Raw genomic sequence first — 15013 nt, 5'->3', positions numbered from 1 at the left:
ATGGCTTACTCCTTATGGCTGGTTTTGACGCGTTCGATCTGCTTTTTAGCTTCGTCGTAGACGTGTTCGGGCGTGAAGCCGAATTTCTTCTTCAGGTCGGAAAGCGGAGCCGACGCCCCGAACGTATGCATCACGATCTGCGAACCAAGACGGCCGACATAGCGATCCCAGCCGAGCGTGCCTGCCTGCTCCACGCATACACGCGCGTCGACGTCCGGCGGGAACACGGAATCCTTGTAGGCGTTGTCCTGCCGCTCGAACAGATCCCATGACGGCATGGAGACGACCCGCGCCGCGATCCCTTCGCTTTTGAGCTTCTCGTAGGTATCGACGCATACCGACACTTCGGTGCCTGTGCCCATCAGGATGACTTCCGGCTTCTTGCCGCCTTCAGCGTCGGCGAGGACATACGCGCCCTTGTGAACGCCCTTCGCCGATGCATATTTCGTCCGGTCGAAAGTCGGCATTGGCTGGCGCGACACCACGATGCACGCCGGACGTTGCGGCTCGGCCAGCGCGGCACGCCACGATTCGGAAACTTCGTTTGCATCGCCCGGACGATAGGTGCTTAAACCCGGCACGCCACGCAGCGACGCCAGTTGTTCGATCGGCTGATGCGTAGGACCGTCTTCGCCCACGCCAATTGAATCGTGCGTAAAGACGTAGATCACCGGCACTTCCATGATGGCCGAAAGCCGGATTGGCGGCTTCATGTAGTCGCTGAAAATCAGGAACGTGGAGCCGTAGGGCCGCAAGTTCGACAACGCGAGGCCGTTGCAAATGGCGCCCATCACGTGCTCGCGAATGCCGAAGTGGAGGTTGCGGCCGGCGTAGTTGTCGAACTCGAAACTGCCCGCGCCTTCGAACTTCATATCGGTTTTCGTCGATGGCGACAGATCCGCCGAACCGCCGATCATCCAGGGGAAATGCTGTGCAATGGCGTTCAACACCTTGCCCGACGATTCCCGCGACGCCATGCCCTTCGCATCGGCGTCGAACGTGGGAATGGCCGCGTCCCAGCCCTCCGGCAACTCATGCGCTTCGATCTGCGCAAACTCTTTTGCCAGGTCCGGATACTTCTTCGCGTAGTCATCGAAACTCTTTTGCCACGCAACGCGTGCCGCCTTGCCGCGCGCGCCGATACCCTCGTTGAAGTGCTCATACACGCCGTCCGGCACGAGGAAACTCGCGTCTTCCGGCCAGCCGTAAAACTTCTTCGCGAGCTTGATTTCGTCTACGCCCAGAGGCTCGCCATGCGCTGCGGAGGTGTCCTGCTTATGCGGCGCACCCCAGCCGATAATGCTCTTCACCACGATCAGCGTAGGTCCGTCGGTATTGGCCTTCGCCTGGTTCAGTGCAGCTTCGAGCGCGGCGCCGTCGTTGGCGTCGTCAACATGCAGCGTGTTCCAGTGGTAGCCCTTGAAGCGCGTTTCCACGTCGTCGCTGTACGCGAGATCCGTGTGGCCTTCAATGGTCACGCGGTTGCTGTCGTAGATCCAGGTCAGATTCGACAACTTCAGATGCCCCGCCATGGACGCGGCTTCATGCGAGATGCCTTCCATCATGTCGCCGTCGCCGCACAGCGCATACACGTGATAGTCAAAAATCTGCGCATCCGGCTTGTTGAAATGCGACTCGTACCAGCGCCCGGCCATCGCCATGCCGACGCTATTTCCAAGCCCCTGCCCGAGCGGACCCGTCGTGGTTTCAACGCCCGTTGTCATGCGATATTCGGGGTGACCCGGCGTCTTGCTGTCGAGCTGCCGAAAATGCTTGATGTCATCCAGCGACACCGCCGGACCACCCGTTGGCTTACCGGCGTGATCGACGGCTTTCACACCGGTCAGGTGCAATAGCGAATACAGCAGCATCGACGCATGGCCGACCGATAGTACGAAGCGGTCGCGATTCGGCCACAGCGGCTCGGCCGGGTCATAGCGAAGGTGGTTTTGCCACAGATGAAAACCAACCGGTGCGAGCGCCATCGGCGTACCCGGGTGACCGGAATTGGCTTTTTGCACGGCGTCCATGGACAACGTGCGGATGGTGTTGATGGCGAGGGTGTCGAGATCGGAAGAGGACTTCGAGGGGGTTTGCGGCATGAGCGACGACTCCTTTGCGTAGGGCGCGCTGAGGCACGAGAGGCACCACAGCGGCAACCGGGACCTTCGAGCAAGTGTAGTGCCATGACAACTGGCGCGTCACCAAAGAGCAGCGAAGCGCGCGCCAATCAAGCGCGGCGCGGCTTATGACAGACGATTACGACATCGACCGAGACAACAACTTTACGCTTGAAACCATGCAAAAAACGAATGCAATGGGTAAAAAATCGTGGCCGTTTTCAGTCAGCGTAACGATACCGTATGACACTTTTCAGCGAAACGATCAGGGCGCGGGATTTGGCTGGGCTTCGTGAAGCACATCGATTTCGGCCAGGATCTCATCGGACAATTTCACGTCCAGGCTGCCGATGTTTTCATGCAATTGCGCGAGCGACGTTGCACCGATCAGCGTGCTGGTCGTGAACGGCCTGCTGTTCACGAACGCGAGCGCGAGTTGCGCCGGGCTCAGGCCGTGACGCCACGCCAGCTCCACATAGCCGCTGACGGCCTTGATTGTGTGCGGCTTGCTGTAGCGTGCAAATCGCTCGAACAGCGTGATGCGGGCGCCTGCCGGACGCGCACCCGCCTCGTACTTGCCGGATAGCCAGCCGAACGCCAACGGCGAATACGCCAGCAGGCCGACGTCTTCCTTATGCGCGAACTCGGAGAGCCCGGCTTCGAATGTGCGGTTCACCAGGCTGTACGGATTCTGAATGCTTACGATCCGCGGCAGGCCGAGTTTATCGGCGGCCTGGAGGAACTGGGCGACACCCCAGGGCGTCTCGTTCGATACCCCGACGTAGCGGATCTTGCCTGCTTTCACTAGATCGCCGAGCACCGTCAGCGTCTCTTCAATAGGTACCGTGTATTCGTCCTTGATCCACGGATAGTTCGCGCGTCCGAACGTCATCGTGCTGCGGTCGGGCCAGTGCAACTGGTACAAATCGACGTAATCCGTCTGCAGCCGTGCGAGGCTGGTATCGATAGCTTCTGTCAGGTTCTTCCGGTCGAACTGGTTGCCCGCGCCGCGAATGTGCCGCGGGTTATGCGGCTGGCGCGCGGGTCCCGCGATCTTGGTGGCAAGCACGACCTTGGCGCGTGCGCCCGGATTCGCGGCCAGCCACGTGCCGATGTACGCCTCCGTACGCCCTTGCGTCTCGGGGCGCGGCGGCACCGGGTACATCTCGGCGGCGTCGATCAGGTTGATGCCGGCATCGAGCGCGGCGTTGAGTTGCGCGTGCGCATCGGCTTCCGTATTCTGCTCGCCCCAGGTCATCGTGCCCAGTCCGATCAGGCTGACATTGACATCCGTTCCACCGAGTTTCCGATACTCCATCGCTTGCTTCCCCATGTTCGTGTTCAGGTTTTAAAGGCTTTTAAAGGCTCTCGCCGAACGCCGAAGCTACCATAGCGCGGGCCTTGCTGCATCGATGCCCATCGCCACGGCGTTCGCCCATCCCGGTAAGCTGTCGGCATGCGGCGTAATTTGGCTTTCATTCGCTTTTCACTATCACCGCGCTCATTCAAGATCCATTCAAGAGAGAAGCATTCAATGCAGGCCCCCGACCTCACCCGCACCACGTCCGGCGCGGCGAACCCACGCGGTTCCTCCGTCATCGTGATGCTGGTCGCGGCGACCTTCTTCATGGAGAACCTCGACGGTACGATCATCGCCACGGCCCTGCCGCAAATGGCGCGCTCGTTTTCTCTCCACCCCGTCGATCTGAGCCTCGGCATTACGTCGTATCTGCTGACGCTTGCCGTATTCATCCCTATTAGCGGCTGGGCCGCGGATCGCTTCGGCCTGCGCACCGTGTTCGCCAGCGCGATCGCCCTGTTCACGGTTGCGTCCGTGCTGTGCGGCATGACGTCGACGCTGCCCACGTTCACGGCGGCGCGTGTGTTGCAGGGTATCGGCGGCGCGATGATGGTGCCCGTCGGACGGCTCGCCGTATTGCGCGCGACGCCCAAAGAAGGCTTGATGCGCGCCATTTCGATCATCACCTGGCCGGGTCTTGTCGCGCCCGTGATCGGGCCGCCGCTGGGCGGATTCATCACCACGTATTCATCGTGGCGCTGGATTTTTTACCTGAATTTGCCGCTCGGGGTGATCGGCCTGGTGGTGGCGCTCCGTTACCTCGATAACACCCGCGAGCACGCCAGCCGCCGCTTCGACTTTCTGGGTTTCGTGCTGTGCGGCCTCGCCTGCACGACCCTGCTTTACGCGATGGAACTCATCGGCCGCAACGACACGCCCTGGGTCTTCGCCAGCGGGTTGATCGCGGTCGGCGTGCTCGCGGGCGTGGGCGCGTGGTGGCATGTGCGGCGCGCAGCCGAGCCGGTGCTCGATCTCAACGCACTGCGGATCAAGACCTTCAGAATAGCGGTGGGCGGCGGCTCGCTGTTTCGCATCGCCATCAGCGCGGTGCCGTTCCTTCTGCCGCTGATGTTCCAGGTCGGCTTCGGGCTGAACGCGTTCGAATCCGGGCTGCTGACGTTGTCGGTCTTCGCCGGCAATTTATCGATGAAACTCGTCACTACGCCTGTCATGCGGCGCTTCGGCTTTCGTCCAGTGCTGATCGTGAACGGGATCGTGGCGGCTGCGTCGCTGGCGGTGATGAGTTTGATATCGCCGACGACGCCGACCTGGATCATCGTCGCCGTGTTGTTTGCGAGCGGGCTGTCGCGCTCGCTGCAATTCACGGCGCTAAACACGCTCAGTTTCGCCGATGTCCCGAAGGCGCAGATGAGCGGCGCGTCGGCGTTGTCGAGCACGCTGTTCCAGTTGACGATGGGGATCGGCGTCGCGCTGGGAGCGATCGCTTTGAGGCTGGCCGAATGGATGCATGGTCACGATGCGCAGACCGTCGTGCCGGCCGATTTCAGTATCGCGTTCTTGATCGTGGGGGCGGTGGGATTGCTGGGGGTGGCGGATCTGTTCAGCCTGCATCGCGATGCGGGGGCGCAGGTGAGTGGGCATGGAAGGAAATAAACAAAGGACGGCACTTCGCAGCGGTACGTTCCGCTGGCGCTGTTGCCTTCGCGCGGCCGGCCGATCGGTTTTTTGGACATTACGGTAAAATTGGGGATTCCGCGCCCGAAAAGGCGCCCCAGGTCCCAAATTAGCAGTTCCCCATGTCGACAGCTTTAAAACCCAGCCCGCGCCGCGTCAGCGTTGCCCCGATGATGGATTGGACCGATCGTCATTGTCGGTCGTTTCATCGGATCTTGACGAAGCACACGTGGCTCTATACCGAGATGGTCACGACCGGCGCGCTGCTGCACGGCGACGTCGCGCGGCATCTCGCATTCACGCCTGGCGAAGCGCCTGTTGCGTTGCAGTTGGGCGGCAGCGAACCGGCCGATCTTGCCCGCAGTGCGAAGCTCGGCGAACAATGGGGTTATGACGAAATAAACCTGAATTGCGGCTGCCCGTCCGAGCGCGTGCAACGCGGCGCGTTTGGCGCGTGCCTGATGAACGAGCCGCAACTGGTCGCGGATTGCGTGAAAGCCATGCGCGATGCGGTATCGATTCCGGTCACGGTCAAGCATCGGATCGGTGTGGACGCGGTCGAGGACTACGCGTTCGTGCGCGACTTCGTCGGCACGGTCGCCGATGCCGGCTGTGACGTGTTTATCGTCCACGCACGCAACGCGATCCTGAAAGGCTTGAGCCCGAAGGAAAATCGCGAGATTCCTCCGCTCAAGTACGAATATGCGTATCAGTTGAAGCGCGATTTCCCGCATCTGGAGATATCGATCAACGGTGGCATCAAGACGCTCGACGAAGTGGAAGAGCATTTGAAACACGTCGATGGCGTGATGCTCGGCCGCGAGGCTTATCACAACCCCTACGTGCTCGCGGGCGTTGATTCACGGTTTTACGGTGCGGACACGGCCGTGTTGTCGCGCGAGGAGGCTGAGGCCAGCTTGATCGAGTACGCCCGTCAGGAAATGGCGCGCGGGACGTTCCTCGGCGGCATTACGCGGCATGCGCTGGGTTTGTATCGAGGCGTGGCGGGTGCGCGTGGCTGGCGTCGCGTGCTCTCGGACAGCCGCCGCCTCGCCACCGGCGATCTGACCGTTTTCGATGAAGCACGCACTCATCTGCGTGAAGCGGTCGAATTCATCGAATAAGGGGCTAGGCAAAGCGAATCTTTGTTCGTATAATCTCGTTTCTCGATTCGGCAAGCCGGTTCCTGGTGAGCTAGAGAAGCAATAAGAAGTAAGGCAGTGGTGGCTGTAGCTCAGTTGGTAGAGTCCAGGATTGTGATTCCTGTTGTCGTGGGTTCGAGCCCCATCAGCCACCCCAAAAGATTCAATGACTTAGCGGGTTTTTCGGCTGCTCAGTTACAGGTTTTGGAAGATGAAGTTCCAATCTCTGGAAGGTGATTTAAAAAAGCCCACTTAGCGTGGGCTTTTTTGCGTCTTTTAGAAAGGCTGTTTAATGGCTCGTTTGCCGGCAATCTGTGATCGATGTGGCACGATCTTTCCTTCCGGGTATGGCTTGGGGAACGGCACATCAGGGGTGATGTTCGAAGGCAACAAGTCCGGCCCCTGCCCGGAATGCGGCGCAATGGGAACGGTGCCGGATGGTATTTAGGGCGTGATCGACGGGTTGATCAAGTTCGCGCGTGCTGGCGAACTCCCCGGTGATCGTCTCGCTATGTTGGGCGAGATGGCCATCACCGCGAAAGCCGAGGGATGGTCGTCTGATCAGTTCAGAGCGGAAGCGGAGAAGCGAGAACCGGGGTCCGCTGGGTTGCTGGCGTGGATGCCCTCGAACAAGGTCGAGTGGTTCACGTTCATCGGCCTGTTGATGATGGCGCTGCAGTTGATGTAGGCGAGTTCCGGCTACACGCTAAAGGACCTGCTCCAGCCGGCTCCGGAGCCGGTGCCCGGCCCGGTAGCTGCGGTGACTAGGCAGGTCACCGATAGCACGCCGAAGGTAGCGCCAAGCCGGATCGCGCCAAAACCCAAGGCGGCCGGTAGGCATAAGATTGGTCGGAACGATCCTTGCCATTGTGGCAGTGGGATTAAATACAAGCGCTGCCACGGCGCCTTGAATTGACGGCTATCGCGTCGTGCGCACCTTCCGCTTGCGCCGTCGGTCATAAACCTTGTTGACCATCCGTTTGTCCGCGTGTCCCGTTGCGTCGGTGATCTGCTCATCACCTTCTTCCTGGCGATCCGTTACCGCGGTCGGCCTCATGTCGGCCAGCGTGAACCGTTCGAAAGTGATCTTCCGCTCAGCCGCGACCTTCTCGCAAAACTCCATCAACTGGGTCCAACTCGTGTTCCACCCGCCGCGTGTGTAAACCTGACCGGCGGTGTTGCCGAATACATAGACACTCGGTCGCGCTGCGGCGACAGCGCTTCATCGATCATGGCTTCAAGTTCCAGCCACCTGAGAATGGACTTGAACCGCTGCGGCTGGCCGGCCTTGCGCTTACCGACCGGGATCTTGATCTCTTCAACAGCGATCGAATGACGCTTCAGCTCACGCATCTCCATGGGCCAGACTGACTGTCAGGTATGCAGCCGGTACGCACAGTGCCAGATAAGCCGCGACGGAATTACCTTCGCGCGCCGACTGTCCCGACAGAAAGCGAGACGCCCCCTTGACAGCCGGCTTCGGCAGAATCGTATGATCCGGTCTTCAGGCGTGATGTATCTGCGCCCGCACCATCTGATCTCGATTACCTACCCTATGGAGCCTCAATAGTCCAGCGCATCGTGCTCGCCTTATCAGCACCTGCGAGCACGGCCACCCTTTTCCAAGCCTATAGTCAGCTTGATAAAACCTATAAATAACCTATAATAATTGTTTTGAACGCTATCAATTGGACTCCGAAAGCCGCCAAGCGACTTCGAAAACTGGATCGGCAACATCAGGTGGCGATACGTGATGGGGTAAATACATTGGAAACCATGCCTGACTGCCAGAACGTAAAGTCACTCATGAACCACGAACACGGCTACAGGTTGCGGGTGGGCAACTACCGAATCCTGTTCAATTGGGACGGCGCTATCAGGATCGTCGATATAGAAGACATAAGGAAGCGCGATGAACGCACGTACTAACATCCAAGTCATCAATGGGCCGGACGGAAAACCGGCTTTTGTGGTTATCCCATACGCCGAGTATGTCCAGAAGCACCGTGAGGAGACCGGCCTGATTCCCCACGATGTAGTAAGCCGCACTGTTGATGGGGCATCGCCCGTGCGTGCGTGGCGCGAACATTTAAACCTGACACAAGCAGACATGGCAATCCGACTCGGTATTAGCCAGCCTGCGTATTCAGAACAGGAGAGTGGTCAATTGCGCTTGCGCAAGGCCACGAAGGAAAAAATTGCGGCCTCCCTCGGAATCACGCTCGAACAGTTGGATTTCTAAGCGGAGGTCCCAACCATTCTTTTGCGAAGGACCCGCAAAAAACGAATCTTCCGCACGCTCCGGTGTCACAAAACCAAACGCCGCGCTACCCGTTTCCATGAATACGTCGCCGCCGCGGAGAAACCCATGAAATCCTGTGCGATTAAAACGCTCCCCGGCACCATCGTCGCCCTCGTCTTGGTGACGGCCGTGCTCGGCATCGGATTGGAAACAAACGCGGAGGCCCAGACCGCGGCGCCGGCCGATTCTGCTTCAATGGTTAAACCGCCAGTTACGCCCAGCGCCCCGAACGCGACAATCCCGCGTGCGGCTAATCCAGACAACATGCCAACGAAGCGCCCCGCTCTGCCCCCCAACAGCAATCGCATGCTGCGCAACAACCCAGCCAGCGACGCGATCGCGAAATAGCATAGGCGGGCGCAGCATATTCGCGGAATCCGGATAGCAACCGTCGCGGCAAATCATGCCGCGACGGCATGCATCAGCCGCGAAATCCGCTCGCATGTCTATTCACCGCCCATTCGCCCTCGCCTTCCAGGCGCTCACGACACGTCACACTGCAGATCTGACGCAAGGAACCCATCCACGCCATAGGCGGCAATAACACCCCGCACAAGCTACTCAACAACTCCAGCAAAGCCAAACCCAAGCAACATCGCGCCGAAACCGCAACCCGATCAGCGCATTAGCCGGTACCCCGTTGCATCGACCGCAAAGCCCCGCCCGATTGCACCATAACGCGGCATGTCCGACCCTATAATGACGCCACTTCAAAATATCGACGCAGCCGCGGCTCGCGTCACAAGCGGTGGTTTTCCATGCAAAAAGTCATTTTGCCGTTCGTCGCGGGCTTTCTCGCCGCGCTGTTTTTCCGTGAAGCCACTATCGCGTTGTTGCATGCAGCCGGCGTGGTCGATCCAGCCGGTTATTCCACCGCGCCATTCCTGCCGCTGGGGATTCCCGAATTCATCGTCAACGCGCTATGGAGCGCAGTTTTCGGCATCCTGATGGCGTGGCTGCTGCGTGTCGCACCCGACCGCACAGCGCCGTGGATCGGCGCGCTGGTGTTCGGCGGCGTCGTGCTGACGGCCGCGAGCGTGTTCGTGGTCGATCCACTGCGCGGCATCTGGCCGAGCGGCAACATGCTGCCCCGCCTCGCACTCGGTTTTGCATCGAATGCCATGTGGGGCTGGGGCGCGCTCGTCTTCATGCGCGCCTTCACGGCGGGCAGCGACGCGGATTAATCGACAAGCGCGGCCAGCGGATGGTCGCGCTCAGCCCACGGACTGTCGTACATCTGCAAGACCGCATCGCGCGTCACGTCTTCCATGCGCGCCACTTTCCACACCGGCTGATTGTCCTTGTCGACAATGCGTGCCCGGATGCCTTCCATCACATCGCCATGATCGAACGTCGCTCGCGTGAGCCCGAGGTCGCGCCTCAACGTCTCGGCCATGCTCGACGTTTTGGCCCGGTCAATCAATTCCAGCGATACATCGACAGATAACGGCGAACGCTCACGCAACTCAGCCGCCGTGCGCGCAGCCCAATCGCCTTCCTCACCGGCCGTCTCATCGCCCGCCTCACTGCCCGCCTCACCGCCCGTTAAGCTTTCCAGCGACTTCAGGCAGGCCGCGCCGTTGCCCGTAGCAAAATGCTTATCGATAAAACCACGCTCCGCCGCAAGCGCGCTCGCCTTCCCCGCATTCGGGCTTGCCTGCGTTTCGATAAACCGCACCACCTCCGCGCCGCTAGCGAACGGTTTCTCCTTCAGCGTATCGATAAGCGCGGGCAGCGCATCGTCTTCCATGTAAGCGTCGGCGAGGCCGGCGTAGAGCGCATCGGCGGCATCGATTGTCGCGCCCGTCGCCGCGAGATAACGCCCGATCGCACCCGGCGTGCGCGCGAGGAACCAGCTCACGCCCACGTCCGGAAACAAGCCGATACGCGTCTCGGGCATCGCCATCTTCGTCGAGCCGGTGACCACCCGCACGCCGCCCGTATGCCGCGCACCCTGCGAAATACCCATTCCACCGCCCATTACCACGCCGTTCAACAACGCGATATACGGCTTCGGATAGGTGAAAATCGCGTGATTCAGGCGGTATTCATCGGTGAAAAATTCTTCGATGACCGCATGTTCGCCCGCCTTCGCCGACTGATATAAAAACCGGATATCGCCGCCCGCGCAGAACGCGCGCGGATGCGGGCTGTAGATAACCACCGCGTGCACCAGAGGGTCGTCGCGCCAGTCGTTCAGCGCGCGATGAATGGCGTGCAGCATGGGCGTGGACAGCGCGTTCAACGCCTTCGGACGATTCAGCGCGATGAAGCCAATACCCTGCGCGCGTTCGATACGAATTTCATCGATGGATTCAGTCATATGCAATGCAGGTTTCTATTCGTGTGAGTGGAAATGGCGCTGAAATTGGAGCTGGAAAGCATGTCAGCCGGCGCTTGCGGATGGCCGTCGACGAGCAGGTTTCTTCTTGATGACAGTGGGCAAATACAGGTCCAACGTTTCATCGATAAGCGTATCCGGCGGCGCGGTGAAAACTGTCTGTGCCGTCAGGCTCAACGACACAATACCGTGCAACGCCGCCCACAACGTCTCGGCCCGGACCGCAGGGTCATGAACCAGCGCCAGCGTCCGAGTCAGCATGGAAAGCACCGTCTCGCCGGCCGATGCCACATCGTTAAAAGCGGCGTCGGTATAAGCGGGATTTTGCATGAAAATCAGCCGATACACCTCGGGATGCGTCAGCCCGAACGTGACGTACGCATGCGCCATGGCTTTCAGCCGTTCAACCGGCTCCGCCACGACATCATGCGCGTGCATGGACTCGAGCAACTGCACGTGACCCTCGGCGCAAAGCGCGTGGGCAATAGCGTCGCGGCTGGCAAAGTGGAGATACAGCGAGGCAGGCGAATATCCGACAACCCCTGCGATCTTGCGCATCGACAACGCGTCAAAACCTTCACGCACGACGATCACGCGTGCCGCATCCAGGATTTGGATGCGCAGTAAGGGCTGATTTGAAAGATGTTGTTTTGAGCCTGCCATCCCGCGCATTTTCCGGATGACACCGGCCAAGTCAATGCAAAACTGAACAGCATTGAATGTAACCGCCTCGTTAAACGCCCGCTATTAGCTCCCCATTCCCGGCGGAAAATGGCCACTCTTCAATAACACGGGCTCACCATTATTGATGTGCAGATGCTCCCTCGCAACCGCTTCAATCCTCGGGCGCGCAGCATCGAATGCGCGTATCCAGCCGGTGCTGTCGCAGCTCTCCACGCCAAAATGATCCTCCAGCGCCTCGACCGAGATCGCACACGGCACGCGCTCGCCATCGACCAGCGCGGCAAATACCACGGTCAGATTCGCGTCGCGATACGCCGGCGCATCGGCGGGAAAAAGGATGTTCATGGCGGCCTCGATTGGCAAGGAAATGGGGGTAACGCACGATCCTACCCGCGGCGCCTCGATCCGGTCTACCCGGCTTCTTCCATGCTGAGCCGGACCAGCTCGGCGGGTACATCGACAATCAGCAGCGACACCGCGCCCGGGTCGGCGTAATCGAACTTCAGGTGCCGGCTCATGTCCCTCACCCGTTCGCAAAATTGCTGCTGTACCGGCTCGGTGGCCAGATCGAAAAGACTCAATGCTTCCGTCTCGAAGCGGTAATGCACGCCCCACGCAATATTGCCCGGATGACTTGCCATGCCGCTCGTACGCCAGCTCACGAACAGGCACGGTTTCTGATCCGTGCCGATCTCGCTGATATCCGCTCCGCTCGGGAACAAATCGAGCAGCGCCTCGGCAACGCAGCGCATCGCCGGGTGACGGATATTGAGCGTGCGCATCAGGTATTTTGCAGCAATCTGTCGATATAGGCGCGCGCCGCCTGCTCCACATTGACGAGCGCTTCGTCCTCGCTGGCAAAGCGCTGCTCTGCGCCGACCTCGACCAGTGCCTCGAAGCGCCGGACGTTGTCCGGACCGCCCTCGGCCACATTGACCGTGCCCACGTAGATGGGCGCATTCGGTTCTCCGGCGGCCCGATCGCGCGTTTGGGTGAGGCGCGCCGCCGCACTGATGTAATACCCGCGATACGGGCCGCTAACGCGTTCTGCCATGTTTTCCTCTCAAATGTTTTATAAGTTCCGCGTGTTGCCCGCGCCCTCTGTAAGGTTTGAATGTCGGCAATTAGTTCTCAGCGGTTGCAACCTGTTGCATTTTCTTCCGGCACTTCGGGTAACCCGGTGCGTCCGACGGTGGTTAGCTTGAAAAGCGTAATGCAACGCGCGCGCCAGAGGCCTGGCTGGAGGGAGCATTTATCGAAGTGATTTGATTTAGGTCAAAAAGCCTGCTTTTTCCTGCGCTCACCGGCGTGTGGGAAAATACAGGCACGAACACGTTTGGAAACACGTTGGAGAGGCGGGTCGGAGAGCACGGTCCGTGCGTTCCGCTCTATCTTCTACGGCGTTATCCGGCGTTTGCCACCCGAGGAACACAATGAAGCAATTTGCACGGCGCTTGCCGATCCCTTCCCCGTTTCGCATGGCGCGGGTTCTACAGGCCACCGGCCTAACCATCGCGGCCTCGGCTGTTTTAAGCCTGGGCGGATGTGCATCGTCGACCGACGCATCGCTGATCCATCTCCCCGACGGCCAGAGCGGTTACGCCATCAACTGCAGCGGCGCCGATGCGAGCACGACATGGGCGAGTTGTTACGTCCTGGCCGGCGATAAATGCGGCGCGACCGGCTACACGATCGTATCGAAGGACAACGAGGAAGGCGGACCGTCGGGCGGCAGCATCACCAACGTGGTATCGGCGAATGTCAAGAACCGCTCGATGGTCATACGGTGCAACTAATGCCCACCTGCCCTCCTGCAAAGACTAGTGCGGGCTGACCTTCGAAAACACGTTCAGTACAATCACGCCCGACACGATCAGGCCCATGCCGAGCACAGCGGGCAGATCAGGGATCTGCTTGAATAACAACGCCGCGACCAGCGTGATCAGCACGATGCCGGCGCCTGACCACACGGCATAAACAATGCCGACCGGCAGCGACTTCAGCGTGAGCGAGAGCAGGTAAAACGAGATGCCGTAGCCGATCACCACGATGACCGCCGGCACCAAACGCGAGAATCCTTCCGATGCCCGCAAGGCCGATGTCGCCACGACTTCAGCAACAATAGCGACCGCGAGCAACGCATAAGCGGAAGAGCGCATGGGTTACGCCTTGTCCGATGCAAACGCGAGCGCGCCTGCGTCATGCCCGAGCACCGCGCACAGCGCTTCCACCACGAACTCGTGATCCTGGCGTTGCGGCAGGCCCGACACGGTCACCACGCCAATCACACCCGCGCCTTTGACCGTCAACGGAAAAGCGCCGCCGTGCGAGGCGAACTCGGCGGCGGGGAGACTGTATTTATCGGCGAGTGTTGCCGATGCCTGCTGGAGGCTCAAGCCGATCGCATAAGAACTGCGGCGAAAGTGCTCGACCGTGCGCGCCTTGCGTTGCACCCAGCGTGTGTTATCGGGCGTGGCGCCATCGAGAGAGACAAAAAACAGCGGCTGGCCGAAGGTGCGTACTTCTATGGCTATGGGCGCGCCGCGCGCCACCGCCATCTCGCGGAGTTGCGAACCGATCTGCCACGCGCGGTCCGGGTCGAAGTGCGGGAAGACCAGCGTGTGCTCCTGATGCGCGATGGTCTGGAGATCGTGAATGATGTTCATAAGCAATGGCTTCCTGGCGAGTAAAAAGTCGAGCGACACGATCATAGGGTCGTTCAATGCCCGACACGAATTTCACAAATTGTGACATGCCTCGGGAAGAGGGCTTGCATAAGCGCGCCACTTAACTGTTCTGTGACGACTGAAATGTTTCGTCATCCATTCGCGCGCAACTAGTCCATCGACTTATAAAGTCTTAATTCGGCTTAATTCCCGCGCCATCTCAATTTAATCGGGTCGCTAATATGTTGTTTAAATTACATCAGTAAGCTAATTAGGAGCATTCTCATTAGGGCATTCCATCTCGATAAGTAAAGTTCGAACCTTGTCCACGCAGCCATCAACGAGTCCCTCTGGATTCGGCACTGCGCTGACCCGGCATGCAGATCACCTCTTTTCAATCTGCACGTATGCGTCACGGATTCGAGTCAACTCTACGCAGGAATGCAAAATGAATAAGGTTTATAAGTCGGTCTGGAATGAATCAATTGGGGCATGGGTCGCGGTTTCGGAAAATAGTCCGGCGCGCGGCAAATCTTCGTCAAGGAAGATAGTCGCTGCCGCGGTGCTGGTCGCCAGTGCTGGAGCGTCATTGGATGCTATGGCAAGCGGTAACGGGACGCAGATCGGTGGTTGTGCGAACACCGATAACGCTGGTGCTACCCCCAGCTCCTCTATCGCAATCGACGGGGCAGCCCCCGGGTTTTGCGCGAATGCTACCGGAGTTAGTTCGGTCGCTATCGGATCCTCTTCTACTGCAGGCGGT

Annotated in this window: 19 protein-coding genes, 1 tRNA gene and 2 pseudogenes; 11 read left to right on the top strand and 11 right to left on the bottom strand. The window is 59.7% G+C overall.

The annotated features are described in order from the left end of the window. Nucleotides 1-5: 5 nt before the first annotated feature. A complete protein-coding gene (tkt, locus tag ACSQ8V_RS07555; protein ID WP_436205344.1) occupies nt 6-2102 on the bottom strand; it encodes a transketolase in 2097 nt (698 codons plus the stop codon). A gap of 283 nt (nt 2103-2385) precedes the next feature. After that, entirely contained in the window at nt 2386-3438 is a 1053-nt protein-coding gene (locus ACSQ8V_RS07550; RefSeq protein ID WP_436206612.1) for an NADP(H)-dependent aldo-keto reductase, read from the bottom strand. Between the two features lie 216 nt (nt 3439-3654). On the opposite strand from ACSQ8V_RS07550, the gene ACSQ8V_RS07545 reads away from it, so the two are divergent. From ACSQ8V_RS07545 to ACSQ8V_RS07525, 5 genes and pseudogenes are all read left to right on the top strand, one after another. Continuing rightward, a complete protein-coding gene (locus ACSQ8V_RS07545) occupies nt 3655-5094 on the top strand; it encodes a DHA2 family efflux MFS transporter permease subunit (protein WP_436205343.1) in 1440 nt (479 codons plus the stop codon). Between the two features lie 143 nt (nt 5095-5237). Beyond that, on the top strand, nt 5238-6239 hold the full coding sequence (dusA, locus tag ACSQ8V_RS07540; protein ID WP_436205342.1) for a tRNA dihydrouridine(20/20a) synthase DusA: 1002 nt from the start codon (nt 5238-5240) through the stop codon (nt 6237-6239). A 99-nt stretch (nt 6240-6338) separates the two neighbouring features. Then, nucleotides 6339-6414 (top strand) — tRNA-His (locus ACSQ8V_RS07535). Between the two features lie 294 nt (nt 6415-6708). Next, entirely contained in the window at nt 6709-6945 is a 237-nt protein-coding gene (locus ACSQ8V_RS07530; protein ID WP_436205341.1) for a hypothetical protein, read from the top strand. Between the two features lie 129 nt (nt 6946-7074). Next, nucleotides 7075-7173: pseudogene (locus ACSQ8V_RS07525) on the top strand (SEC-C metal-binding domain-containing protein); the annotation flags it as partial. Nucleotides 7174-7176: 3 nt separating this feature from the next. Here ACSQ8V_RS07525 and ACSQ8V_RS07520 read toward each other — a convergent pair. Together ACSQ8V_RS07520 and ACSQ8V_RS07515 are read right to left on the bottom strand one after the other, a co-directional pair. Beyond that, nucleotides 7177-7380 carry a hypothetical protein gene (locus ACSQ8V_RS07520; protein WP_436205340.1) on the bottom strand — a complete coding sequence of 68 codons (204 nt, stop codon included), beginning with the start codon at nt 7378-7380 and terminating at the stop codon, nt 7177-7179. Further along, nucleotides 7380-7610 (bottom strand): hypothetical protein, encoded by a 231-nt coding sequence (locus ACSQ8V_RS07515; protein WP_213764043.1) that lies wholly within the window; start codon nt 7608-7610, stop codon nt 7380-7382. Before ACSQ8V_RS07515 ends, ACSQ8V_RS07520 begins: the two co-directional genes overlap by 1 nt. A gap of 321 nt (nt 7611-7931) precedes the next feature. Here ACSQ8V_RS07515 and ACSQ8V_RS07510 point away from each other — a divergent pair, with 321 nt between their 5' ends. From ACSQ8V_RS07510 to ACSQ8V_RS07495, 4 genes are all read left to right on the top strand, one after another. Then, entirely contained in the window at nt 7932-8186 is a 255-nt protein-coding gene (locus ACSQ8V_RS07510) for a type II toxin-antitoxin system RelE family toxin (RefSeq protein WP_436205339.1), read from the top strand. Further along, a complete protein-coding gene (locus ACSQ8V_RS07505) occupies nt 8170-8499 on the top strand; it encodes a helix-turn-helix domain-containing protein (RefSeq protein ID WP_213764045.1) in 330 nt (109 codons plus the stop codon). Before ACSQ8V_RS07510 ends, ACSQ8V_RS07505 begins: the two co-directional genes overlap by 17 nt. Before the next feature lie 126 nt (nt 8500-8625). Further along, nucleotides 8626-8907, top strand: coding sequence for a hypothetical protein (locus tag ACSQ8V_RS07500; protein ID WP_436205338.1), 282 nt, complete (start codon nt 8626-8628; stop codon nt 8905-8907). A gap of 410 nt (nt 8908-9317) precedes the next feature. Next, nucleotides 9318-9743 carry a hypothetical protein gene (locus tag ACSQ8V_RS07495; RefSeq protein ID WP_213764047.1) on the top strand — a complete coding sequence of 142 codons (426 nt, stop codon included), beginning with the start codon at nt 9318-9320 and terminating at the stop codon, nt 9741-9743. Here the strand turns inward: ACSQ8V_RS07495 and ACSQ8V_RS07490 are convergent. The 5 genes from ACSQ8V_RS07490 to ACSQ8V_RS07470 form a co-directional block, all read right to left on the bottom strand. Beyond that, nucleotides 9740-10882, bottom strand: a complete 1143-nt coding sequence (locus tag ACSQ8V_RS07490; RefSeq protein WP_436205337.1) for an enoyl-CoA hydratase/isomerase family protein — start codon at nt 10880-10882, stop codon at nt 9740-9742. The genes ACSQ8V_RS07495 and ACSQ8V_RS07490 overlap by 4 nt on opposite strands. Nucleotides 10883-10945: 63 nt before the next feature. Then, a complete protein-coding gene (locus ACSQ8V_RS07485; RefSeq protein ID WP_436205336.1) occupies nt 10946-11563 on the bottom strand; it encodes a TetR/AcrR family transcriptional regulator in 618 nt (205 codons plus the stop codon). 84 nt (nt 11564-11647) lie between these two features. After that, a complete protein-coding gene (locus ACSQ8V_RS07480; protein ID WP_436205335.1) occupies nt 11648-11929 on the bottom strand; it encodes a DUF1488 domain-containing protein in 282 nt (93 codons plus the stop codon). 65 nt (nt 11930-11994) lie between these two features. After that, a complete protein-coding gene (locus tag ACSQ8V_RS07475; RefSeq protein ID WP_436181340.1) occupies nt 11995-12366 on the bottom strand; it encodes a hypothetical protein in 372 nt (123 codons plus the stop codon). Further along, nucleotides 12366-12638, bottom strand: coding sequence for a hypothetical protein (locus ACSQ8V_RS07470; protein WP_436181339.1), 273 nt, complete (start codon nt 12636-12638; stop codon nt 12366-12368). The genes ACSQ8V_RS07475 and ACSQ8V_RS07470 overlap by 1 nt, the downstream gene beginning before the upstream one ends. Nucleotides 12639-13062: 424 nt before the next feature. On the opposite strand from ACSQ8V_RS07470, the gene ACSQ8V_RS07465 reads away from it, so the two are divergent. Continuing rightward, nucleotides 13063-13380, top strand: coding sequence for a hypothetical protein (locus tag ACSQ8V_RS07465; RefSeq protein ID WP_255631323.1), 318 nt, complete (start codon nt 13063-13065; stop codon nt 13378-13380). Between the two features lie 24 nt (nt 13381-13404). Here ACSQ8V_RS07465 and ACSQ8V_RS07460 read toward each other — a convergent pair whose 3' ends face one another. Continuing rightward, complete coding sequence (locus tag ACSQ8V_RS07460; protein ID WP_213764053.1) at nt 13405-13743, bottom strand: SMR family transporter; 339 nt, start codon at nt 13741-13743, stop codon at nt 13405-13407. Nucleotides 13744-13746: 3 nt separating this feature from the next. Further along, the gene (locus ACSQ8V_RS07455) at nt 13747-14250 is read right to left on the bottom strand and encodes a heme-degrading domain-containing protein (RefSeq protein WP_436205334.1); all 504 of its coding nucleotides are present in this window, start codon (nt 14248-14250) and stop codon (nt 13747-13749) included. A 448-nt stretch (nt 14251-14698) separates the two neighbouring features. Between ACSQ8V_RS07455 and ACSQ8V_RS07450 the strand changes: the two are divergent. Next, nucleotides 14699-14827, top strand: a pseudogene (locus ACSQ8V_RS07450) (ESPR domain-containing protein); the annotation flags it as partial. Between the last annotated feature and the right edge of the window lie 186 nt (nt 14828-15013).

The sequence above is a fragment of the Caballeronia sp. LjRoot31 genome, from assembly GCF_964253885.1.
Classification (GTDB): Bacteria; Pseudomonadota; Gammaproteobacteria; order Burkholderiales; family Burkholderiaceae; genus Caballeronia.
This window is presented reverse-complemented; position numbering and strand designations above follow the sequence as displayed.

Bases quoted from the DNA above. Each gene is read 5' to 3' on its own strand.
- tkt (WP_436205344.1), bottom strand. From the start codon at position 2,102: ATGCCGCAAACCCCCTCGAAGTCCTCTTCCGATCTCGACACCCTCGCC.
- ACSQ8V_RS07550 (WP_436206612.1), bottom strand. From the start codon at position 3,438: ATGGAGTATCGGAAACTCGGTGGAACGGATGTCAATGTCAGCCTGATC.
- ACSQ8V_RS07545 (WP_436205343.1), top strand. From the start codon at position 3,655: ATGCAGGCCCCCGACCTCACCCGCACCACGTCCGGCGCGGCGAACCCA.
- dusA (WP_436205342.1), top strand. From the start codon at position 5,238: ATGTCGACAGCTTTAAAACCCAGCCCGCGCCGCGTCAGCGTTGCCCCG.
- ACSQ8V_RS07520 (WP_436205340.1), bottom strand. From the start codon at position 7,380: ATGGAGTTTTGCGAGAAGGTCGCGGCTGAGCGGAAGATCACTTTCGAA.
- ACSQ8V_RS07515 (WP_213764043.1), bottom strand. From the start codon at position 7,610: ATGCGTGAGCTGAAGCGTCATTCGATCGCTGTTGAAGAGATCAAGATC.
- ACSQ8V_RS07505 (WP_213764045.1), top strand. From the start codon at position 8,170: ATGAACGCACGTACTAACATCCAAGTCATCAATGGGCCGGACGGAAAA.
- ACSQ8V_RS07500 (WP_436205338.1), top strand. From the start codon at position 8,626: ATGAAATCCTGTGCGATTAAAACGCTCCCCGGCACCATCGTCGCCCTC.
- ACSQ8V_RS07495 (WP_213764047.1), top strand. From the start codon at position 9,318: ATGCAAAAAGTCATTTTGCCGTTCGTCGCGGGCTTTCTCGCCGCGCTG.
- ACSQ8V_RS07490 (WP_436205337.1), bottom strand. From the start codon at position 10,882: ATGACTGAATCCATCGATGAAATTCGTATCGAACGCGCGCAGGGTATT.
- ACSQ8V_RS07485 (WP_436205336.1), bottom strand. From the start codon at position 11,563: ATGGCAGGCTCAAAACAACATCTTTCAAATCAGCCCTTACTGCGCATC.
- ACSQ8V_RS07480 (WP_436205335.1), bottom strand. From the start codon at position 11,929: ATGAACATCCTTTTTCCCGCCGATGCGCCGGCGTATCGCGACGCGAAT.
- ACSQ8V_RS07475 (WP_436181340.1), bottom strand. From the start codon at position 12,366: ATGCGCACGCTCAATATCCGTCACCCGGCGATGCGCTGCGTTGCCGAG.
- ACSQ8V_RS07470 (WP_436181339.1), bottom strand. From the start codon at position 12,638: ATGGCAGAACGCGTTAGCGGCCCGTATCGCGGGTATTACATCAGTGCG.
- ACSQ8V_RS07465 (WP_255631323.1), top strand. From the start codon at position 13,063: ATGGCGCGGGTTCTACAGGCCACCGGCCTAACCATCGCGGCCTCGGCT.
- ACSQ8V_RS07460 (WP_213764053.1), bottom strand. From the start codon at position 13,743: ATGCGCTCTTCCGCTTATGCGTTGCTCGCGGTCGCTATTGTTGCTGAA.
- ACSQ8V_RS07455 (WP_436205334.1), bottom strand. From the start codon at position 14,250: ATGAACATCATTCACGATCTCCAGACCATCGCGCATCAGGAGCACACG.